Source organism: Rhizobium sp. 1399, from assembly GCF_031455475.1.
In the GTDB taxonomy this organism is placed as follows: Bacteria; Pseudomonadota; Alphaproteobacteria; order Rhizobiales; family Rhizobiaceae; genus Rhizobium.
Genome location: NZ_JAVDSU010000003.1, coordinates 583,118 through 602,163 on the forward strand (window position 1 = coordinate 583,118; position 19,046 = coordinate 602,163).

Annotated in this window: 23 protein-coding genes; 8 read left to right on the forward strand and 15 right to left on the reverse strand. The window is 58.9% G+C overall.

Translation table 11 applies throughout. The features are described 5' to 3' along the window. Positions 1-3: 3 nt before the first annotated feature. Positions 4-1,296: a DUF763 domain-containing protein gene (locus J2X71_RS14070; protein ID WP_310382673.1), complete on the reverse strand. Its 1,293-nt coding sequence runs from the start codon at positions 1,294-1,296 to the stop codon at positions 4-6. Positions 1,297-1,515: 219 nt separating this feature from the next. Between J2X71_RS14070 and J2X71_RS14075 the strand changes: the two genes are divergently transcribed. Both J2X71_RS14075 and J2X71_RS14080 read left to right on the forward strand, forming a co-directional pair. Further along, positions 1,516-2,097: a BA14K family protein gene (locus J2X71_RS14075; RefSeq protein WP_310382674.1), complete on the forward strand. Its 582-nt coding sequence runs from the start codon at positions 1,516-1,518 to the stop codon at positions 2,095-2,097. A 188-nt stretch (positions 2,098-2,285) separates the two neighbouring features. Beyond that, positions 2,286-2,828: a hypothetical protein gene (locus J2X71_RS14080; protein WP_310382675.1), complete on the forward strand. Its 543-nt coding sequence runs from the start codon at positions 2,286-2,288 to the stop codon at positions 2,826-2,828. Here the strand turns inward: J2X71_RS14080 and J2X71_RS14085 are convergent. The 8 genes from J2X71_RS14085 to J2X71_RS14120 form a co-directional block, all read right to left on the reverse strand. Then, positions 2,825-3,448: a response regulator transcription factor gene (locus J2X71_RS14085; RefSeq protein ID WP_113320115.1), complete on the reverse strand. Its 624-nt coding sequence runs from the start codon at positions 3,446-3,448 to the stop codon at positions 2,825-2,827. The two genes, J2X71_RS14080 and J2X71_RS14085, sit on opposite strands and share 4 nt — an antisense overlap. A gap of 1 nt (position 3,449) precedes the next feature. Continuing rightward, positions 3,450-4,838, reverse strand: a complete 1,389-nt coding sequence (locus tag J2X71_RS14090; protein WP_310382676.1) for a sensor histidine kinase — start codon at positions 4,836-4,838, stop codon at positions 3,450-3,452. A gap of 58 nt (positions 4,839-4,896) precedes the next feature. Further along, the gene (locus J2X71_RS14095; protein ID WP_310382677.1) at positions 4,897-5,067 is read right to left on the reverse strand and encodes a hypothetical protein; all 171 of its coding nucleotides are present in this window, start codon (positions 5,065-5,067) and stop codon (positions 4,897-4,899) included. Positions 5,068-5,468: 401 nt separating this feature from the next. Beyond that, entirely contained in the window at positions 5,469-6,446 is a 978-nt protein-coding gene (locus J2X71_RS14100; RefSeq protein ID WP_310382678.1) for a glycosyltransferase, read from the reverse strand. A 121-nt stretch (positions 6,447-6,567) separates the two neighbouring features. Beyond that, entirely contained in the window at positions 6,568-7,311 is a 744-nt protein-coding gene (locus J2X71_RS14105) for a hypothetical protein (protein ID WP_310382679.1), read from the reverse strand. Next, positions 7,304-8,797 (reverse strand): glycosyltransferase family 2 protein, encoded by a 1,494-nt coding sequence (locus tag J2X71_RS14110; RefSeq protein WP_310382680.1) that lies wholly within the window; start codon positions 8,795-8,797, stop codon positions 7,304-7,306. Before J2X71_RS14110 ends, J2X71_RS14105 begins: the two co-directional genes overlap by 8 nt. Further along, positions 8,794-9,423 carry an HAD family phosphatase gene (locus tag J2X71_RS14115; protein ID WP_007823215.1) on the reverse strand — a complete coding sequence of 210 codons (630 nt, stop codon included), beginning with the start codon at positions 9,421-9,423 and terminating at the stop codon, positions 8,794-8,796. The genes J2X71_RS14110 and J2X71_RS14115 overlap by 4 nt, the downstream gene beginning before the upstream one ends. Next, entirely contained in the window at positions 9,420-10,094 is a 675-nt protein-coding gene (locus J2X71_RS14120; RefSeq protein WP_310382681.1) for a hypothetical protein, read from the reverse strand. Before J2X71_RS14120 ends, J2X71_RS14115 begins: the two co-directional genes overlap by 4 nt. A 239-nt stretch (positions 10,095-10,333) precedes the next feature. Between J2X71_RS14120 and J2X71_RS14125 the strand changes: the two genes are divergently transcribed. Next, positions 10,334-11,839, forward strand: coding sequence for an oligosaccharide flippase family protein (locus tag J2X71_RS14125; protein WP_310382683.1), 1,506 nt, complete (start codon positions 10,334-10,336; stop codon positions 11,837-11,839). 253 nt (positions 11,840-12,092) lie between these two features. Continuing rightward, the gene (locus J2X71_RS14130; RefSeq protein WP_310382684.1) at positions 12,093-12,485 is read left to right on the forward strand and encodes a hypothetical protein; all 393 of its coding nucleotides are present in this window, start codon (positions 12,093-12,095) and stop codon (positions 12,483-12,485) included. A gap of 68 nt (positions 12,486-12,553) precedes the next feature. Here J2X71_RS14130 and J2X71_RS14135 read toward each other — a convergent pair whose 3' ends face one another. Both J2X71_RS14135 and J2X71_RS14140 read right to left on the reverse strand, forming a co-directional pair. Continuing rightward, positions 12,554-12,928: a GFA family protein gene (locus tag J2X71_RS14135; protein WP_310382685.1), complete on the reverse strand. Its 375-nt coding sequence runs from the start codon at positions 12,926-12,928 to the stop codon at positions 12,554-12,556. A gap of 12 nt (positions 12,929-12,940) precedes the next feature. Then, entirely contained in the window at positions 12,941-13,204 is a 264-nt protein-coding gene (locus J2X71_RS14140; RefSeq protein ID WP_113320106.1) for a hypothetical protein, read from the reverse strand. A gap of 310 nt (positions 13,205-13,514) precedes the next feature. On the opposite strand from J2X71_RS14140, the gene J2X71_RS14145 reads away from it, so the two are divergent. Then, positions 13,515-13,778, forward strand: coding sequence for a hypothetical protein (locus J2X71_RS14145; RefSeq protein WP_310382686.1), 264 nt, complete (start codon positions 13,515-13,517; stop codon positions 13,776-13,778). A 73-nt stretch (positions 13,779-13,851) separates the two neighbouring features. On the opposite strand, the gene J2X71_RS14150 is transcribed toward J2X71_RS14145, so the two are convergent. After that, positions 13,852-14,406, reverse strand: a complete 555-nt coding sequence (locus tag J2X71_RS14150) for a hypothetical protein (RefSeq protein ID WP_310382687.1) — start codon at positions 14,404-14,406, stop codon at positions 13,852-13,854. A 198-nt stretch (positions 14,407-14,604) separates the two neighbouring features. On the opposite strand from J2X71_RS14150, the gene J2X71_RS14155 reads away from it, so the two are divergent. Then, a complete protein-coding gene (locus J2X71_RS14155; protein WP_310382688.1) occupies positions 14,605-14,901 on the forward strand; it encodes a hypothetical protein in 297 nt (98 codons plus the stop codon). Here the strand turns inward: J2X71_RS14155 and xth are convergent. Then, on the reverse strand, positions 14,855-15,652 hold the full coding sequence (xth, locus tag J2X71_RS14160) for an exodeoxyribonuclease III (protein WP_310382689.1): 798 nt from the start codon (positions 15,650-15,652) through the stop codon (positions 14,855-14,857). The two genes, J2X71_RS14155 and xth, sit on opposite strands and share 47 nt — an antisense overlap. Positions 15,653-16,147: 495 nt before the next feature. Here xth and rpsU point away from each other — a divergent pair, with 495 nt between their 5' ends. Further along, complete coding sequence (gene rpsU / locus J2X71_RS14165) at positions 16,148-16,384, forward strand: 30S ribosomal protein S21 (RefSeq protein ID WP_192730906.1); 237 nt, start codon at positions 16,148-16,150, stop codon at positions 16,382-16,384. A gap of 67 nt (positions 16,385-16,451) precedes the next feature. After that, positions 16,452-16,646, forward strand: a complete 195-nt coding sequence (locus tag J2X71_RS14170; RefSeq protein ID WP_310382690.1) for a hypothetical protein — start codon at positions 16,452-16,454, stop codon at positions 16,644-16,646. Between the two features lie 72 nt (positions 16,647-16,718). Here the strand turns inward: J2X71_RS14170 and J2X71_RS14175 are convergent, their stop codons facing one another. Both J2X71_RS14175 and J2X71_RS14180 read right to left on the reverse strand, forming a co-directional pair. Continuing rightward, the gene (locus J2X71_RS14175; RefSeq protein ID WP_310382691.1) at positions 16,719-17,987 is read right to left on the reverse strand and encodes an acyltransferase; all 1,269 of its coding nucleotides are present in this window, start codon (positions 17,985-17,987) and stop codon (positions 16,719-16,721) included. 196 nt (positions 17,988-18,183) lie between these two features. Then, positions 18,184-18,813: an alpha/beta fold hydrolase gene (locus J2X71_RS14180; protein WP_310382692.1), complete on the reverse strand. Its 630-nt coding sequence runs from the start codon at positions 18,811-18,813 to the stop codon at positions 18,184-18,186. Positions 18,814-19,046: the final 233 nt, after the last annotated feature.

Genomic DNA, 19,046 nt, shown 5'->3' on the forward strand with positions numbered 1-19,046 from the left:
GCTTCAGCGCTTATTCATTCGAGGCCGTCCTGCAGTCTCTGGCGAGATGTCCTCCGGTGGTGGTTCCCAGCCGAAGACGCTGCGGCCGCTAAAGGCGGAGGATTGCCGGAATTCACCGGCGACGATCTCCTTCAGATCAGGGCCGGTGACGTATCGCTCCATCGTCCGTGACTGATCGTCGAGACGACGCAGTGCCTGCAGTTCCTCCTCACGGCCGAGCTTTCCTTTCAAGACCGCCGATTTCATCACATTGATCGTCTCGTCATAGACCTTGAGCGGCACGGGGAAGGGGTGCCTGTCCTTGCCGCCATGAGCGATGGAAAAGCGGGCGGGATCGGAGAAGCGGCAGGGCGCGCCATGCACAACTTCGGCAACCAGCGCCAGCGCCTTGACTGTGCGGGCGCCGACGCCGGGCACGAGAAGAAGATCCTCGAAATCGACGGGTCCGCGATCGGCAGCTGCGGCAAGGTTGCCGTGCAGACGCCGCATATTGACATCGCTTTCGCGCACATCGTGATGGGCCGGCATTATGAGATGCGGCAGCATCAGCTGTTCGGCTGCCTTCGGAGCGGGTGCAGGATCGGCGGCCAGGGCAAGGGCTGCCGCCTCGCGGATAATGCGGTCCGGCCCAAGCGCTGCGAGAAGATCGAGCTGATCGTGGCGGGATTTTTCCGCGCGCCGGTCGGCCAGATTGATGATCTCGCCTTGCGAGCGGCCTTCGATGGCCGCATGCGGAGAATTGACGAAGCTTTCCAATCCTTCCGAGAACCAGTGGTAGCGCCGCGCCTGACGTTTGTCGCCATTCATGCCCTGCTGGACGATCACCCAGTGACCATCATCGGCGACGATGAAGCCGTGGAGATAGAGATCGAAACCATCCTGCACGGCTGCGCTGTCCACCTTGGCGACCAGGCGGCTTGTCTTGGCCAGCCCGGCGCCGTCCAGCCCGGTGCGGTCGCCGATCGCCATCAGCTCGTCCGGCGTCTTGCGCGATTGCGCCCCGCGTCCACCGCAGACATGCAGGCCGAGTTCTTTCGAAAGCGGCTTCAGCCCACGTTTCAGCGCGCCGAGCACGCTGGTCGTGATGCCGGAGGAATGCCAGTCCATGCCCATGACGGCGCCGAAGGACTGGAACCAGAAGGGATGGGCAAGCCGGCGTAGAAACTCGTCACGCCCGTAGTGGTGGACGATAGCCTCGGCAATCAGCGCACCGAGCGTGGTCATGCGGTTGCCCAGCCATGGCGGCACGCGCCCTCCGTGAAGGGGGAGGTCGGCGCTGCCTGCTCTCTGCGACATGCTTCCTCTTTCTGCCTGCAATCAGCTCCGATCGACCGGATCACCCGATAGAACAGCTATCCGTCAAAATCGGGGCGATGGCAATAAATTCCTATCTCCGAGAGTCCTCCCCATTGCACCAGCAAAATAAGCATCAAAAGACGTGATTTTCGACCTGTCCGCGGAACCGAAGCCCGGCGTTCCTAATTTCTATCTGTACCGGGAATGGGAGATCGCGTCATGAAGTCGCTTGCTGCACCATCCATCTGTCTGGCAGTGGTGGGGACCGTTCTGGTTGGCGGTCTCGGATTTGCATCCTATGGGTTCCGCGAACCGGAACCCCATCATTTCGCCAATCTCGATGCGCCGCTCTGGACGACGACACCGACACGCGTTGATCCCCGAACACAAGATTACGAGCGCCTTCCTCCCCTCCAGGCCATGGCGGACGACGCTTCGCTTTCAAAGCCTGCCAATCTCGTCGGCATTGCAGCCATCGCTCCGCCTGATGCAGCCGTGGCGGGTGCGATTGAGCAGCCGAAGCAGGAATGGATGGCTGACAGTCATCATCTCAGCCTATGCCAGCAACGCTACCGGTCCTATAATGTGGCTGACAATTCATACCAGCCTTTTGACGGCGGACCCCGCAAGCCCTGCGTAATCGAAGACAGAGAGCTTTCCGTCGGACTACCGGCGGCCGATACAAGCCCCAACCCGCATATATCATGGTGTGCCGCGCGCTATAATTCCTATCGCGCCTTGGACAATACCTATCAGCCGTTCAGCGGGCCAAGACGTCCGTGCGTTTCTCCCATTATCTGAGCGAAGGCATTTTTCTTGCCGTGAGAAGGTTGCGTCCCCGAGGCGCGACCGTTGCTTGTGATCCCGGACCAAAGTCCCAGACCGCCTGGCACCTATGTCCGACCGTCTTGCAATTTCGGAACAAGCGGTCAATCTCGTGCTTCCTGCTTTTGAGCAGACACTAGGGAAGAACGACAAGGCAAGTGACGATGGCGATCTCTAAGCGCAATTTCCTGAAGGGCTGCGGCGCGAGTATTCTTGCCGTTGCGCCGTTGAAGGTAGATGTGGCGGGTTCGTTTCCCTCGCTCGCCAGCCAGGCAGCCTTCGCAAAGAACGAAAACGGTAACGGCGGGGGGAATGGAAGCGGCAATGGCGGTAATGGCGGAGGGGGTGGAAACGGCAACGGCGGGGGAAATGGAAGCGGTAACGGCGGGGGAAATGGTAATGGCGGTGGAAATGGCAACGGCAATGGCGGGGGGAATGGAAACGGTAATTCGGGCGGCAGCGGCAACAGCAGCGGGAACGGCCGATCCAGCTCGAACGGAGCCGGCAGTACGAATAACGCGCCCTCAACATCAGGAGAACGGGCAACCGAAGATACTGACGGCTCGATCGATGTCCGGCATACGAATGGAATAACCGAGACCCTTCGTGCTGGACGTTACATCATGAAGGACTCGAGAGGCCGCACGATCATCAACAGGCGGGCGACATCGGCTGACAGCACGCGACTGACGCGTCTCCTGCGCTAGCGTTTTTCGCGCCACCGCAACGCGGCTTCGGTCCTGTTCGTGACGCCGAGCTTTGTCAGGATCTGGGTCATGTGATGCTTTACCGTTTTCTCCTGTAGATCGAGACGCAGGCCGATGTGCTTGTTTGAAAGGCCCTGCGCAACGAGATCCATCACCTCGCGTTCCCGAGGGGTAAGCGCGTCCCTGTCCGATGCCTGCCCGCTCAATGAATATTCCATGACTTTGGCCGACATCGCCGGCGACACGTAGCGGGCTCCCTTGAAAACAGTGCGGATCGCTTCCGCCAGACCGCGGGAACCAACACCCTTGAGAATGTAACCCTTTGCCCCGCGTTGCAGCGCTTCGACGAGCGTATCGACTTCCTCTGAGGCCGTGAGCATGAGGATTTTGGTGTCCGGGCTTATCGAAAGGATCTCGTCGATCACCGAGAGCCCGTCCCCGGGCATCGACACATCGAGAAGCAGCACGTCCGGACGGGTATCGGCGGCGATCATTGCGGCATCAGATGTGTTGGCGCCTTCTCCGACGACGACAAAATCGCTGACCTCGGAGAGGCTACGGGTCACCCCCTCGCGGAACAGGGGATGGTCGTCTACGACGCCGACTTTGATAGACGTCATTCTATTCCTCCACTTCCATAGGCGCGAAGGTCATGATGACAGTCGTTCCGCCTTCGCCGGTTTTTATGTCGAATTCACCGCCAAGGCTATCGATTCGCTCTTTGAGCCCCACAAGGCCGAGGCTCGCCGACCTCACCTGCGTCGGATCAAAACCCTCGCCTCGGTCACTGACTTCGATGCGGACGCCGCCGCCGTGTGATGTTGCCCTGACGGCCTGCTCAGCGCCGCCGCCATGGCGATAGGCATTGTTGAGTGCCTCTTGAATGAAGCGGTAGATACAAATCTTGAGAGCGGGGGCAAGCTCCCGATCGTCCTCGTCAATTGTTGTATCGACGGTGGTGTTGGTCTTCTGCTGGTGGGCCTCGACAACGCGTTTCACGATCTCCGTAGTCGAAGCCTTCTCGATTTGCGGCAGGACCAGCCCCTTGCAGATGTCACGGATCTCCTTCATCGCCTCGGCAAGGCTCGAACGGATCCAGGCGAGTTCCTTCTCGCGCGTCTCCGGCTGGATAGCGGCATCGACCAGCAGGTTGCTGTCGAGACGCAGCGAAGCATAGGCGATGTGCTGGGCGGGGCCGTCATGCAGATCGGCTCCAATGCTGCGCAAATAAGTTTCGTTCAAGGCGGCGGCGCGCCGGGAGGACAGTTGAAGCCTGCGTTGCAGACCGCGATTTTCGGCCAGAAGTGCGGAGAGTTCGTCTACTCTGGCTTTGAGCGCTTCACGCTGGACCTCGATCGTATGGCTGCCGCGAAAGACGAGAATGGAGAGAACGAGGAAGAAGATTGCGGTCAGGCCGGCCACGGCCAGCCAGCTCCAGAGCCGCGCCCGTGCGAGGCTGTCTTCCAGCCCTTCGGCCGTCTCATAGAATTCAAGCACGGCCACAGCCTCTCCCGACCAAGGCTGCAAGACAGGATTGTAAATTTCCATGAGCGCCCTGCCGAGACTGCGCTCCTCGGCGCTTTCGGGGTCGCTTGCGACTTCGTAACGTGCGACCAGCGAGCCCGCAAATGCCTGGGCGAGCTTGCCATTAACAGGAAATGTCTTCCCTACCAGTTCCTTTTCATTGGAGTAGAGAATCGTGCCATCACGGCGCCACAGCTTGAACGACACGAGACGGCGGCCGAGTGCGCCCTGTCCGAGCGTTTCATCGAGCGCTTGGGCACTTCCTTCGTCGAGCAGCGATTCCGTCTGCATGTCGGGAAGCAAGGGTGCGACGACGCTATCGACGTAGAGCGCTGTCGCAGCCCCGGAATTGTGGATGACGGCATCCTCGATGAGATGGGTGACGATAAGCCCGATGACGAACATTGCGCCAAGGGAAACAAACCCTCCCATGATGAAGAATTGGGAGGCAAGGGAGCGGGCATTCCACCGTATGAGCCAGTTCATTTCCAACCTGATTTGCGACGATCCGTGCAAACTATCGCATTGGCCGGACTTTTCCAGTTCACCTGGCCTGGATGACATCGGCGCCAGGAACGCTGGCGGTCAACTGATCGGTGTCGCCCGACATGGCCGTGCCGAAGACATAGAGCATGGCGGCAAGAAAGATGACGAGTGCCAGCAGGGATGCGTTCCACGCGCTGGAAATTCCGGGGATTTCGTTCCTGTCGTCCATGACTGAACTCCTCTTTCGATGGAGGGCCGAACGGGTGGGGAGACAGTGCGTTCCGGATCTCGGACTTCAGTCCGCGCGTCATCAGACCAAAGTCCGGAGCGACACTAACTGAGGTCCGAGCGTCGGAACAGCGAGTCCGCAGAAAGATCCGGAGGCTTTGCCGTACCTGTCATCGCGATCCTGTTTGCGATGGCGAGAATTATCGCCGCACTCGTTGCTATAGGGGATCGTGATGACCGTTGCGGCGGCCAACGGGATGTGAATTGCCCGCGATGACGGTTATCACACGCCTGTATCAAATGGTTCTCGAATTGGCAGTATCCAGGCCAGTCGGTAGCCGTGCCATGAAGACGATTTGAAAGAGCCTAAGCCAATCTGGAACGGACGGATGCTGTCGACCATCAACGCGATAAGGCTTGCCATGGCGAAAGTCTTCCAAAGAACTTAGCGATGGCTGAGAGCGAGGCAGCCCGCATGCGCAGCAGTCTTTGCCGACGAAGGGCATCGACGCGTGTTCCCGGTGCCTTCGCGAGCGCCGCCCTGGCCGCCCTAACGGGCTCTATCAGGCTGGCGGCGACGTCCGGCAAGGCATCCACTTCCGCCTCCAGCCGTGTGAGATAGGCGTTCAGCCCATCTGCAGCGGCTTGTCGCAGCCGGCGGGTCGGAGCGTTACGAAGTCTGCGCGTCGCCCAGCGCAGATGTTCTTCGGCATGCCGGTGTAGCGCCTGCGGATGCTTATAGGCCCTGTGATCGCCAAGCATGTCGGAGACAAACGCCACTTCTCCGAGCTCGCCGCAACGCCACCAGAGCTCCATATCCTGCAGATATTGCCAGGCGGGATCCCAGCGGCCGGCTTTGAAGAAGACATCCGTGCGGATCGTTGCGCCCGGCATCGCGACCATATTGTTGAGCAGCAGCAGTTCGCGAAAGGCGTCACCGCTGTTGCTGTAACTCCACCCGAAGCGGCGGCCGGGAATAGGCTCACCCTCATAGGTGATCTGCCGGAAACGGCCGTGGATCAGGGCAGGGTGGCGCATTGCCGCGCGCCCGATGGCGCGCAACGCACCTGGCGCGAGACGGTCGTCGGCATGCAGGGTGACGAGGTAATCGGCATTCGCGCCGGCGGTATAGGCGCGATTCCAGTTGTCCGTGCGCGGCACGGTGTCTCGGTGCAGGGCCGGCTTCAGCAATGGAGATGAGTAGGATGCGATCATCTCCCGGCTGCCGTCCGTGGAGCCGTTGTCGCAGATATGGACCTCGAAGTTCGGATAATCCTGTGCCAGAGCGCTGTCCAGCGCCTCCGCAAGTGTCTCAACATTGTTGTAGCAGGGTATGATAATGGCGAGAGAGGGTAATTTGCTCGATATCCCGGCTGTCATGATGAACTCCCGTTTACTAGGTCCCCTGATCCCGCGAACGCGTGTCGAGGGGATCGTTAGCAAGGCTCCGCCCGTCTCCGTCGAAGTGGAACGGCACCGGTATTTTCCCCTATCCTAGCCACTAGCTGGCAAGGGTCACGTCTGCGATCTTGACATCGAACACGTCACGCGCCGGCAATGTCCGGACATCGAAACCGTGTGCGACCACGCCGTTCAGCATCGGGCAGACAAAGAGCAGGCCGTTATGCGAGAGGCGCGCCCGGTTCTGCAAGCTGTGGGCCAGAGCCAGCTGAAAAACGGCGACGTTGCGGAACGCATAGACGCCTGCCGATGCATTCTCGGAGATGACGACCTTTTCCCTTGCTTCCAGCATCCGGCCATCATTTCCAAGCCTGATATAGCTGTATTGCGGATGGTGGGAGGCAAATGTGAGTGCCAGACCACCGAGATTGGGTTCGGTTGCAAAGATTGCGGCAATATCCGCATCGCAGTCGAACATGATATCGCAGAGATCAACGACAACGGGCGCATCCGGAAAAGCGACGAGTGCCACACCGGCCGCAGCGCTCCAGGCAGCGCCACCGCTCATTTCGGACAGCCAGACGATCCGCGCTGCCGGATAGCGTGTCAGCAATGTTTCCCGAGCGTAGCGCCGTGATGCAGGCCTGTCCCGCAGCACGAAAACAGGCACAGCCGCGCTGCTCCACCAGGGACGCGCCTCCAGCGTAGCGCCGAGCAATGTCGTCTTTCCAACCGGCATTTCCGCCTTCACCGAGCCGTCAGCCCGCTCAAAATCATTCCCGGCCATGGGAATGATGATGTTCAGCGGCGCCGTCGCGTCCGGCCTAGTTCCGACGTCATGCATAGGCTGGCTCACGGCCCTGCAGATATTCGGCCAGATCCTCGGGCGTACCAAGCCCGTGCATGTTCCTGACATCGATCTCGTAAACGCCGATGCGTGCACCGTTACGGATGGCGTAATTATAGGCCGGGCAGACATAGAACTCGTTGTTGGTGCGATCGTTGTGCACCATCATGTCGAGCGCGCCCTTCATGAAATCGCCGGCGCGGCGGAAGAAGTAGATACCGACTGTTGCCAGTTCGGAGATCGGCTGCTTTTCGGCAACCCTGAGCACGAATCCTGCCGCATCGGTTTCGGCGAAAGACCATTTCGGGTCGCGCTTCGGGTCGCGAAACACGAGGATCGATCCGTCGAGATCGCGCGACATACAGTCATCGATGAAATCGACGATACGCATGTCCACCACCTGGTCGGAATTGGCGATGAGAAGGGGAGCTTCCTCATCGAGATGCTGACGCGCCAGCAGAACGGTGCAGGCGGTGCCTTCGGTGAGTTGATCGACCGAAACGACCCCGACGCCCTGCGAGCGAAGTTCGGCCACCGCATCCGCCTGACTGTCCAGATGTTCGCGCAGCAGCAGGACCGTTGGTTGTCCACCCGGCGGCAGCGTGTTTTCGAGCACATGCTGGATCATCGGCCGGCCAAGCACGTCGATGAAGGGCTTCGGGCGGGTGAACCCGACCTTGGCGAAGCGGCTGCCCCGGCCGGCGGCCGGCACCACCAGTTGCACGGGTCGCTGGGCCTGTGCGGAGGATAGGCGGCGGACCCCGTTGACCTCGAAATTCTCGATCATTTTCGGGTTGTAGAAGCTGTGGTAGCGGTCCGCGGGAACGCCTGCGGAAACGACGCGGCCGCCATCCAGGATCACCTCGTTTAGCGACGAGCTGACATAGTAGCGGTCATCCACCGTCACCCCGTGCCTCAAGGCGGCAGTCGCGGCCTTGAAGAAAATCTGGGCCTCGCGGAAATAATAGAACCCAGCGATCGCCTTGTTGCTGATCACATCCTTCTCGGACGTGCGGTTGACGAAACCGTCGTCGCCGAGCGTCACATAGGACCAGCGCGGGTGGATCGTCTCGAAAGTGATGACGCCGGCATCCGCCTTGGCTGCCTCGAATTCCGCAATCACGGATGCAAGCCGGGTGTCGATGATCTGGTCGCTGTTGGCAATCACCAGCGGCTCGGTGGGGTCAATCTTGTCGACCGCCATCAGGCAGGTGCAGAGCGCGCCGGCCGTCGGGCCTTTCAGCATGACCACCTCGGAACGGCCGTTGGTGCTGAGGTCAAAGATCCGCTCGTAGGAATATTTGACGGCGTCCTGCTGGTCGACGAGGAAGAGGAAATGCGCGTCGCTGCCGAGCGACTTCATGTTTTCGATGGCCCATAGGATCATCGGCTTTCCGGCCACTTCGATAAGCGGGCGCGGATAGGCATAGTCTTCCGAGCTGAAATGCGGGCTTGTGCCCGTAGTGGGGAACAGGACGATCATGCCATCACCTCCGATACACGCTTGATCTCCGACACGATCCGGCCGTAGACAACGTCGGCCGGTGTTCCGATCTGCATGACGTAAGCGCCGCTGTCGCGCGCGGCCTTCAGGCCGTATTCATTGTCCTCTAGGATCAGGCACTCATCCGGTCTGAGGCCGAAGCGCTCCATCGTCGTCACATACATTTCCGGATCCGGCTTGGCGCGGGTGACATCCTCATTGGACACGATGAGGTCGATATATTCTATCAATCCGGCGCGCCGCATCATGGACTCGATGGTGACACGGATCGAGTTCGAGCAGACGGCGATCTTGTAACCATCGTGCTTGAGACGGCTGAGCGCGTATTGATGGGCAAACACCGGCTTGCAGCGGGTGTAGATCAGCTCCATCGTATAGTCCTGTTTCAGCTCGTGGATCAGCTCGTTGAGCCCCTTCGGCAGGCCATTGGTACGGGAGAGGATCTCCAGCTTGCGGCGGGTTGGCAGGCCATCGAACGTAGTCAGATGCGCCTGGCGGTCGATCGGCATGCCGAAAAGATCGAGCGCCCGGTTCAGCGCCTCATAATGCCATTCCTTGGCATCGATCAGCACGCCATCCATATCGAACAAAACAGCACGGATCATGTGACTTCCTCCTCAACCATCCAGGCAAAGCTCTGCTCGGCTGCATCGGGCAGATCGGTACAGATCATCAGCCGCTCGAGTGGAAGACCACTCTTTGCAGCCTGTCGCAATGCGCCAGACCAGGCGGCCCAGACCGCTTCATGCGGGCGCTTGTGCAGTTCCGGCGAGACCATCGCGACATATTTGCCGCGCCTCAGATCATCGATCGCGCGTTCGATCGAGGCCGGCTTCTCGGTGAAAGAATCCACCCATACGCCCTCACAACGTTCGTAGAAGGACGGGTAGAGCTCGACCTCACTGTAGCGGGTGAAAACCGGGATATTGCTATCGAGATAGGGCCTAAGATCGGGAACCGACGCGTCGAAAACGAAGGAGCGTTTCGTCACCTCATATTGTTCCAGCATCGGCAGCAGGGCAGGGCAGAGGCCGTCCGCCTTGATATTGATGGCCAGTCGTCCCGAGGCGCCATTTGCTGCATAGCACTCAAGAACGCGCACGAAGGACAATGCCCCGGTTGTGGCAGGATCGTGTGAAATTACCAGTTCGCCATTCAGATCGCGAACATCCAGTTCAACGCCGTGTCCGGCGGCAAATGCCTTGTCGAATGCGCCTAAAGTGTTCCGCTCATGGGGTGCAAGCCACCAGCCACGATGTGCGAGTATCATCATCATTATGTCCCTCCGGCCCAATCGGCCAACAAACGATTTTGTGTCGTCACAAAGGGCGGATTAAATCCATGCATGTGCCGACCAATCTTCATATGCAGGATTGTAATTTCATCTTGACTATGCAGAAGTGAGTATAGATCGTCAATATCGAATATACACCAAAGTTGTTACTTTGGTAACACATGCGGTACGCGTAATAATGACAATATAAACTCCAGATAAACTCAAAAGAACATGTGACCATGGGCACATCTAGTACGGCATCACTACCCGGCGCAGAGGAAGACCAGGAGCCGCGTAGTGTCTCTACATCACGGGATGCGCTATGGGTTTCAGGCGCTCGTCTGGTCAGCCAGCTCTGCGGTATCGGTACGTTGCTGGTCGCAGCCCGCGTCCTCTCACCGGCCGAGGTTGGCGTCTTTGCCATGGTCTCCTCGACCGTCTTGCTGCAATCAAAGATTGCGGAAGCCGGATGGAGCGAATATCTGATTGCTGCACCGCACGATAGGGAGCTGCCCGGGACGGTTCTTTATTGCGCGCTTGCAAGCGGACTCGCCTTCACCATTCTCGGCTTCATTGGACTTGCTGTTTCCCTCATCTGGCTGGCGCCGACCGGGCCGATCTTCTTCACCCTCCTGCTGCTGATGGCGACCATCGTGCCCGGCACCTTCATCATCTGCCAGAGCGGCGTATTGGTAAGGAGGCGACGCCTGCGCGAACTTGCCTTCTATCAGGCGGCCTCGGAATTTTCGGGCCTTCTCGTAACGACCGGAGGGCTATTGCTCGGCTGGGGCATCGTCGCGCTTGCGGCAGGACGCTGTTGCGTCGTGCTTGTCGCACTCCTGATGTCCACCGGCTTTGCGCGCTGGCTTCCGCGGTTCGAATTCCAGCTCACGACCGCCCGCGAGGCGCTTGCCTATTCCACCCGGCTCCTGGCATCGCGCCTCATGCAATTTGCACAAAGTTATGGCGCGGAGTTCCTGATCGTGTTCTTCATCGGCGCGACGGAGGTCGGCATCTATAGAATGGCAAGCCGCATCGTCGGCGCCGTCACAGAGCTGATTTCCGAACCCGTGCGGATGCTGGCATGGAGCTATTTCTCCCGCCAGCAGAGCGCGCCGGGCAGCGGGGCGGAAGGCCTCAGCCGGCTTATGGGATTGATCATGGCGGCCACTGCTTTTGCCGCTCTTCCCGTCTTCATGGGCCTTGCCGTCATATCCGAACAACTCGTCAGCGTGCTGCTCGGGGTGCAGTGGCTCGCGGCCGCCCCAGTCCTCATCCTGCTGGCGGCTGCGCGCGGCATTGCCGTCATCCAGATGCTCAACGAGCCCGTGCTCAGCATCATCGGCCGGGTTGCCCTGCTGCCGCGGCTGAACATGCTGTTTACGGCAACAAGCCTCGCTTGCCTTGCAATCGCCGGCTGGATCCGACCGGACCTCGTCAATATCGCGGTTGCGCAGGTCGTGGCTGCGGCATTGACGACTTCGGTGTCTCTCTACTTCCTGCAGCGCGGCACCGGATTCCGATGGCCCTCCTTGTTGCGCCGGATCCTGCCCGCCGGGCTGGGTGCCTGTGTCATGGTCGGCGCCGTCGGCCTGGCTCTCCATATGACGGGCGGTAGCCTGCACCTCCCCTGGGTGGATTTGTTTATGGGAGTTGCGGTGGGAGGCCTCGCCTATGTCGTCATTGCATGGTCCAGCGGTCGTGCCTTAATGGCGGAGCTGAACCATGTGACGGGTGCGCAATAGCGGCATGGATGCGGATGCCTGTTAAACCCAGCTTTCGTTGGTCCCCTTAGCCAATGCTCGAAAGCCATGCACCAAAAAATTGTATCCTTGTGGCGATTTATTTCATTCTCAAATGGGCGGTGAGATCGTCCAACTCGACGGGCTGTTGCTCCGGTTCCAGGCATAAAGCGGGATGTATCGGCTAGCTTCGAACTTATGACGGCTGAGCGCGTTCTCATCTTGCGATAATCGACCCGGCGGATGGGAGGTGCTTATGACGGATATACGCACGCGCGGATTCAAGACGAAGGCCGAGCTTGACGAACATCTTGCCGACATCGAGGAGGCGGCCGAAACGGAACAAGTCATGCCTACGGTCGACCATTCGGTGGAGAAGCAGGAGACCGTCGAGCTCGCAAGATTGCAGGAGGATCTGACGTTGCTGCGCAGACACCTCGCTCTCCTCCGCGAGCAGGCGAAGACCGCGATCTCGGCACGCACCCAATGGACGGATGCGAGTGCCCATGAGCAGCTTGGAAATTATCCCTGGCTGAAGCTCGCGGGGGTCATTGCCATAACATTCCTCGCGGCCAGGCGGTTGCGGTTGCTGCCTCCGTCGGGAATGGTGACGATGCCTCTCGCCCTTTCACGCTTCAACCGAATGTGATCACCCTTTTGAGCTAAAAGCTCGGTGTGCGCAGCAGCCCGTCGCGAACCTTCGACATCGGACCCCTGTCAGATCCGATCCTCCTCGAACTGCGCGGCGCCCTCCACCGGCTGCAGCCAGGGTTCACGCCGCTTGATCCAGAGCTCGTAGGTGGGCTTGAGGCTGGTCGGCGCATCCTGGAGGGTCCCGAGTTTGATTTCGGCCTCGTCCTCGTCATAGGCAAAGACCCGCGAACCGCAGGCCGGGCAGAAGCGGCGGCCTTGATGCACCACGGTTTCCCCGGTTGTCTTGAAGGCGGACGTCTGCCAGATCGCGTAATAGGTAAAAGCTGCGCCGCTCTCCTGCCGGCAGTCGGTGCAATGGCAAAGCCCGACGCGCTTGGGTTCTCCCTCCACCTGATAGCGCACCTTGCCGCAATTGCAGCTCCCGTATCGTATGGTCATCCAAAGCCTCCCTTAATGTTTCACCCCGAAAGGCGGTTGATCGTCGTCAAAATTGCCGTTGCTCAAACTGTCGTAGCGATTGAGGCTCGGCTCGCCGCCTCGGGTGCCGAAGGGTGTCAGCTGCACCATCATTTCCCTCGCACGATCGATTGCGTCTTCTTCGCTCAGCGCCGCCGCCTCGGGAAGGCGCACCGTCAGCTGCTCACCGGCGTCGCCGAAGAAATCGACATGCCAGGCCTTCTGCCGATGCGTCACCTTTGCCTCGTTCAGATGCATTGAAACCTCCGTTCGGCCTTTCCACCGGTTTCGCTTCTCTCGGGCATGGAGATCAGTGTATCAACCGATGTACTGGCGATTGGTTCCGAGCCCTCCCTCCTTCGGGTGTTCACTGCCGGCTTGCGGCGTTGTTCACTCAAGGCTTCACTCCGCCGGCACCTGTCGAAGAACATAAGCATTCATTGAAGAGCAGCGATCGATATAGTTTTCGCTCCGCGGACGTACATAGAGATGATCGAACGCATCTATTTGCGGTCCTCTGCGTTCACTCCAAGGACGGATCTTGTTCGAACCCTCGAAAGGAACGCAGATGAGTTTTCCAGCCCCGACAAGCAATGATCCCACGCGCCGGTTTCAGGATGCGACCGATGCTGCCCGCGTTGCCCTAGAGGCGCTTATCGCCGATGCCAACGCTGCGGGTTGGAGCACGGACGAGATGACCGTGGCACTCGTTGAGGCGGCACGGTCTCTCAAAGACGCAAACACCAGGGACCCCGACCCTGCCGACGATCCGCCAATCAGCGGCGTCGATGCGAAGCAAGGGCAGATTGGACGTGGCGAGTTATTTGACTGAGTGACGACCAGCGGTCGCTCATAACAGGACAAGTGACAGGAAGTGAGACCTCATCTCGCACGACATCGTCTCGTCAGATCCTGATCTGCAACAGGCCCCCTCGGGCCACCTGTCTGCCGTGGCACCAGAACGGATGGATCATGTCACTGATGGTCAGGATGTCGGCACACGGAACGAGTGGCGACCATCCTTCATGGGCATCGAGCCCGACGAAGGCCAGCCTTGTCAGGGATCTTGTGCCTGCCAGCAGATCTTCATCATCGATGGTGATGTCCACCAGCAGCACTTCCGGCGCCCGCACAGAGCAATCGACTGCTTCCCGAGCGATTGTCGTCACCGACGTGCTTGCTCCGATATAGAAGGCCATGACTGTATTGTCGTCGAAGTCGGCGATGGCGGGAATAAGCAGATTTGCCGGTAGGGCCGTCAGCGTATCGCGTGTACCGTCAAACCGATGCCCGGTTGCGTCCTCGCCTGCGAGACTGCGATTTCCCGAAAATTGATAGAAGACCTCGCGTCGGGTCAGATATTCGACCGTCCAGCGACCGGAATGGTCTGCTGCAGCAGAAGTCGCGAGTGCCTCGATCTCCGAGACGACTTCATGGAAGGTGGTGCGAGCGTTGGCCATGGCGATTCTCCTTGAGGGAACAAAAGCGGATGGCGGGTGAATGTTCCTGCGAAAGGAGAATAACTTCCTATGCGGGCCTGATAACCAACGACGCCGATCATGATGCGGTGCCTTCGGTGTGGTCCCGCTGAAAGGCGCAATTAGCGCCATCATATTGACGCAGTGCGCGTTAACCTTTGAGAGCGAAAGGAGATGAGCATGGCCGGACACGATAGCTACTATATCGAGATCACCACGCGTCTTCGATCGGTGCGTTCTTTCTGCGACTTCCTGTCGAGCGGCGGGACAGTCGGCGTTGCTTCGGCGGACGGCTCACGCTACGGCGATGTCACCACCGATTTGCTTGCAAGAACACGCAAGGAAGCCGAGGCCCTCGATCGCATGCGCCGTCAACTCTTTCCGGATCGTGCGGACGAAGAGGTTTCGCCGGCGCTCTATACTTGTGGACTCACCGGCTCGCGTCAGTTGCGTAAGGCAGGTCGAGCTCAATCATGACTGGCGCATGATCGCTTGTATGGTCCCAACTTCGCGGATTGCGCCGCACGCTGGCAGAGCGAAGATGCCCAGCGAGGTCGGGACTGAGAAGAACGTGGTCGATCCGCATTCCTGCATCCCGTTCGAATGAGTTTCTCCAGTATTTCCAGAAGGTGTAGATTCGCTCATTCGGGTGAAGGTGGCGAAGCGCATCCGTCCATCCCTGTTGAACCAACCTGGCATAGGCCTTTTTGACCTCGGGTCTGAACAAGGCATCATCGCGCCATCGTCCCGGGGAATAGACATCCATCTCTGTCGGCATGACGTTGAAATCGCCAGTGAGCAGGGTCGGGACTTTGAGATCCAAGAGCTCTCCAGCATAGTGATGCAGGCGCTGGAACCAGCGCAGCTTGTAGTCGAATTTCGGGCCAGGCGCCGGGTTGCCGTTTGGAAGGTAGAGGCAGCCGATCAACATCCCGTTTATGGCAGCCTCGATGTATCGGCTGTGGCTGTCGTCCGGATCGCCCGGCAGGCCACGGCGTGTCAGCACCGGCAAAACGCCTCTCGCAAGGATCGCCACACCATTCCAGCTCTTTTGGCCATGCCAGACGGCACGATATCCGGCGCTTTCGATTTCCCGTCGCGGGAATTTATCGTCAGAGGTTTTCAGTTCCTGAAGACAGACGACATCAGGCGCATCTTCTTCCAGCCATCGCAGCAGTATTGGAAGGCGGCCGATGATCCCGTTAATATTATAGGTAGCTATCTTCAATCGACCTCCAAAGGGTGAGGCGGGCCGGACAGGTTGGGCGCTCGTCTGCCGTTCGTCGGCCATGGCGGGAAACCGGAAAAATCGTCATGTTCGCCATCCCCGTCGCGTCCGGTTGACACGGCCCGCGCTCGGCAAAGGGAATGTGCATGGCTTCAGAAGGTTCCCGTCGGGCCGCTGGAGGCGGATCCGGCTGCCTTGCAATGCCGTTATGCCTTTCTTATTTACCTCCCATCACCCCTATCGGTTTGGTACGACCCAGAGAATGACGCGTAGCCCTTCAGAAGAGAGGTGGTACGCGCTCCAGCCAGCACCTTTGCAGATATCGGCTACTGGCCGTTCAACACATGATGCAGCCACACTGACGCAACGCGCGGCAAAGCGCGGTCCTCTGATCGTTTTAGCTAAGGCTTCCTTCGATTGCGCCATTTGCGCAGAACGAATGCCGAGGGGTCGCCAGCCGAGCGGGCTCAACACCATTATCCGCAAGGAGAAAACATGCAGGTCATTGTCAGAGACAACAATGTTGAACAGGCTCTCCGCGCCCTGAAGAAGAAGATGCAACGCGAAGGACTATTTCGCGAAATGAAGGAACGCCGGGCCTATGAGAAGCCCTCGGAGCGGCGTGTCCGCGAAAAAGCCCAGGCAATTGCCCGACAGCGTAAGGCTGCCCGCAAGAAGATGCAGCGCGAAGGACTTCTGCCAGCCGCAAGACGCCGCGCGTCCACACGCTGATGACGACAGCGCCGCCGCATATGGGGGCGGCGCTATATTCTGGCCCTCTATTCTGGAAATGGACATCATGGAAGAGTTGCGTAGTTTGACGGTTTCCGATGATCGGCTTGACGACTGCCGCGAGGCTATTGGCCCGGATCTGCAGGATCTGATCGACGCGAGTGTCGCCTCCGGTTTTACGGTCGAGGAAACATTGATCGCGATCAGCGAACTGGTGGCAGAAGATTTCGCCTCCGCGGTGAAACTCCCGAGCGTTCACTGAGGCGGAAGATCAGAGAATGGTTGCGAGCGCATCAGATCAGCCAGATTCAAGAGACGTTGGCGATTCGATCAGTCAAGCGCGCGACACGCGGTCGCGAGACGGTACATCATGACTGTCGCTCACTTTTTCTTCTCCATCGAGGGCGTTTTGCATTTCCTCAAGAACTCGAATGAGCTGCGAGGTCGCCGGCGCCTTATCGCCTGAGGAGACTGTGTCGGAAGCGATATTGGCGGGCGTTTTCTGGCCCGTTCGCGCCAGAACCGGTAGCAGGCTGACGATGAGTGAGGCGAAGAACTTCTTTCGGCGTTCTGCGACTTCCGCCAACAGGAAGCAAAGGATGAAACAGGCGACGAGCAGGGCAGCCGCCATCGGAACGTGCTCCTCCACCGGATGCAGGAAGGCCGCAAACATGAGGATAAGGGGCTGGTGGACAAGATAGAGCGTAAAACTGCCGCCAGCCAGCCATTTGATCGCCGGGCCTGCCTTCTCGAACAATACTGGAGCCTCATAAAGCAACGATGCCGTACCGATGAGGTGCAGTACAACGGCAACGCCGATCAGATTGAAGTATACGAAATTGATCACTTCCTGAGACAGTGACCAGGTCTCGTACATGTTGGTCGCAGCGCGATCGGCGAAAAATTTCAGGCTGAAGAACAGCAAAAGCGACGCGGCGATCATCGCAATGGAGATGGGGCGTCGAAATGGCGGGCGTTCGATGACGCACTTCATCGTCAACCAACCCATGAGCCACAGCGGCATATACATCAGGATTTTCGGGCCGGCGACCGCTGCCCAGAGACAGAGCAATGGTATTTTCGCGCGCCGCGGCGAAAAGGCAAACAGCCCGAAGAACAGATAGTACTGAACTTCGAAGCCAAGCGACCAGTATGGTTCGCCGCTGCCAAAAACGGCATGCGCAAACCACAACTGATTGGTGAAGGTCACATAGGCGAGCGCGGCCTCGGCTGATACCGGAGTGAAAAATCCGGTATTGATGAAGTCATAGTAAAAGGCGTTCGCGTGCATCCCGATGGTGTCGGCCACGAAGATCGCTGCGATCGCCAGCAAAGCAACAGGCATTATTCGAGCGAGACGGGCGACGAGGTATACGCGCCATTCCCTTTCGCTTACCTGCCCGACGTAGCTGATGACAAATCCCGAGAGAACAAAGAAAACCGCGACAGCTTCCCGTCCCCAACCAAGAGGTCCGATCTTGATGGAGGGGAGCAGGAAAACATGCGCATGGGAGAGAAATACGACAACGGCTGCGCCGAGCCGCAGCAGATCAAGATAGATGGAAAGATTGCCGTCAATCTTCCTGCCTTCGATCGCGCGCATGACTGATTTCCCGTCGGATGACAAAGGGCATGTTCAGCTGGAAGCCGCTTTGTTCAGGAGCTGATTTCTGCGCGGATGCGCGAGGGCGCATTCGATCAAGCAAACCTTTTAAAAATGTTTACTGAACAAGCTTAAATATTGAGGAAACGGTTGATATTAGTGGGAATATCGCGTCAAGCGAGCGTTGATTTGTTCGTTACAACCGTTCTGCCCAGGCCGCCGTATATTCGGACAGTCGCCGCATATGGTCGCCAGCGGAATATCCGGAGATCTTCTTTCGCGGCTTGAGATCGTGGTCGCCATCTTCCAGCCAGAGCAGATCAATCCGGTCTGAGAGCGTATAGGATACGACCTCTTCCCTTGATCCGAAGGGGTCACGCGTTCCCTGGCAGATCAGTGTGGGCGTGCGCAGGCTTTCCAGATGCGCGGTGCGGAGCTGGTCCGGCTTCCCAGGCGGGTGAAACGGATATCCGAGGCAAAGCAGGCCCCGGACTTTCTTCGCCGCAAAACTCTCGTCGGCGATCATGCTTGCAACGCGGCCTCCCATCGACTTGCCACCGATGATGAGTCTGCCGGCATTTAGTTCGCCGATCGCCGCGCGATATTCATCCAGGAGATGGTCGGCACGCGGAGGAGGCTTGACCGCTCCGGTCAGGCGACGCTGCGCCATATAGGCGAACTCGAATCGCGCCACTCTGAATCCTCCGTCTGCGAGCGCTTTCGATAGATCCGTCATCGACGCGGAATCCATCGCTCCGCCTGCGCCATGAGCCAGGAGGATCGTGAAGCTCGCCGTTTCCGGTCCTGTGATCAAAAAGCTGGTCATTCCTTTTCCGTATGCTCTTATTGTGAGTCCATCATACTGCTCGCGTCATTCTGCGAGCGAATGTGCGATTTTAGCAAGAGCATGGCGTTTCATTCGAACCAAGGCTTTCCGATTTCCTGTTGCGTTTGAAATCAAGAAAGGCCCTGATTTTTCAGGCGAAGGCCCGAACTAGAATTGGCTGGAAGTGCGAAATTTGTGGGTGGGCCACCGCCGCTTCGGGAGCCATTTTTTGG

What these genes read in the sequence shown, in the direction of transcription:
- J2X71_RS14070 (WP_310382673.1), bottom strand. Translation starts at nt 1,296, where the DNA reads ATGTCGCAGAGAGCAGGCAGCGCCGACCTCCCCCTTCACGGAGGGCGC.
- J2X71_RS14075 (WP_310382674.1), top strand. Translation starts at nt 1,516, where the DNA reads ATGAAGTCGCTTGCTGCACCATCCATCTGTCTGGCAGTGGTGGGGACC.
- J2X71_RS14080 (WP_310382675.1), top strand. Translation starts at nt 2,286, where the DNA reads ATGGCGATCTCTAAGCGCAATTTCCTGAAGGGCTGCGGCGCGAGTATT.
- J2X71_RS14085 (WP_113320115.1), bottom strand. Translation starts at nt 3,448, where the DNA reads ATGACGTCTATCAAAGTCGGCGTCGTAGACGACCATCCCCTGTTCCGC.
- J2X71_RS14090 (WP_310382676.1), bottom strand. Translation starts at nt 4,838, where the DNA reads ATGAACTGGCTCATACGGTGGAATGCCCGCTCCCTTGCCTCCCAATTC.
- J2X71_RS14095 (WP_310382677.1), bottom strand. Translation starts at nt 5,067, where the DNA reads ATGGACGACAGGAACGAAATCCCCGGAATTTCCAGCGCGTGGAACGCA.
- J2X71_RS14100 (WP_310382678.1), bottom strand. Translation starts at nt 6,446, where the DNA reads ATGACAGCCGGGATATCGAGCAAATTACCCTCTCTCGCCATTATCATA.
- J2X71_RS14105 (WP_310382679.1), bottom strand. Translation starts at nt 7,311, where the DNA reads ATGCATGACGTCGGAACTAGGCCGGACGCGACGGCGCCGCTGAACATC.
- J2X71_RS14110 (WP_310382680.1), bottom strand. Translation starts at nt 8,797, where the DNA reads ATGATCGTCCTGTTCCCCACTACGGGCACAAGCCCGCATTTCAGCTCG.
- J2X71_RS14115 (WP_007823215.1), bottom strand. Translation starts at nt 9,423, where the DNA reads ATGATCCGTGCTGTTTTGTTCGATATGGATGGCGTGCTGATCGATGCC.
- J2X71_RS14120 (WP_310382681.1), bottom strand. Translation starts at nt 10,094, where the DNA reads ATGATGATGATACTCGCACATCGTGGCTGGTGGCTTGCACCCCATGAG.
- J2X71_RS14125 (WP_310382683.1), top strand. Translation starts at nt 10,334, where the DNA reads ATGGGCACATCTAGTACGGCATCACTACCCGGCGCAGAGGAAGACCAG.
- J2X71_RS14130 (WP_310382684.1), top strand. Translation starts at nt 12,093, where the DNA reads ATGACGGATATACGCACGCGCGGATTCAAGACGAAGGCCGAGCTTGAC.
- J2X71_RS14135 (WP_310382685.1), bottom strand. Translation starts at nt 12,928, where the DNA reads ATGACCATACGATACGGGAGCTGCAATTGCGGCAAGGTGCGCTATCAG.
- J2X71_RS14140 (WP_113320106.1), bottom strand. Translation starts at nt 13,204, where the DNA reads ATGCATCTGAACGAGGCAAAGGTGACGCATCGGCAGAAGGCCTGGCAT.
- J2X71_RS14145 (WP_310382686.1), top strand. Translation starts at nt 13,515, where the DNA reads ATGAGTTTTCCAGCCCCGACAAGCAATGATCCCACGCGCCGGTTTCAG.
- J2X71_RS14150 (WP_310382687.1), bottom strand. Translation starts at nt 14,406, where the DNA reads ATGGCCAACGCTCGCACCACCTTCCATGAAGTCGTCTCGGAGATCGAG.
- J2X71_RS14155 (WP_310382688.1), top strand. Translation starts at nt 14,605, where the DNA reads ATGGCCGGACACGATAGCTACTATATCGAGATCACCACGCGTCTTCGA.
- rpsU (WP_192730906.1), top strand. Translation starts at nt 16,148, where the DNA reads ATGCAGGTCATTGTCAGAGACAACAATGTTGAACAGGCTCTCCGCGCC.
- J2X71_RS14170 (WP_310382690.1), top strand. Translation starts at nt 16,452, where the DNA reads ATGGAAGAGTTGCGTAGTTTGACGGTTTCCGATGATCGGCTTGACGAC.
- J2X71_RS14175 (WP_310382691.1), bottom strand. Translation starts at nt 17,987, where the DNA reads ATGCGCGCGATCGAAGGCAGGAAGATTGACGGCAATCTTTCCATCTAT.
- J2X71_RS14180 (WP_310382692.1), bottom strand. Translation starts at nt 18,813, where the DNA reads ATGACCAGCTTTTTGATCACAGGACCGGAAACGGCGAGCTTCACGATC.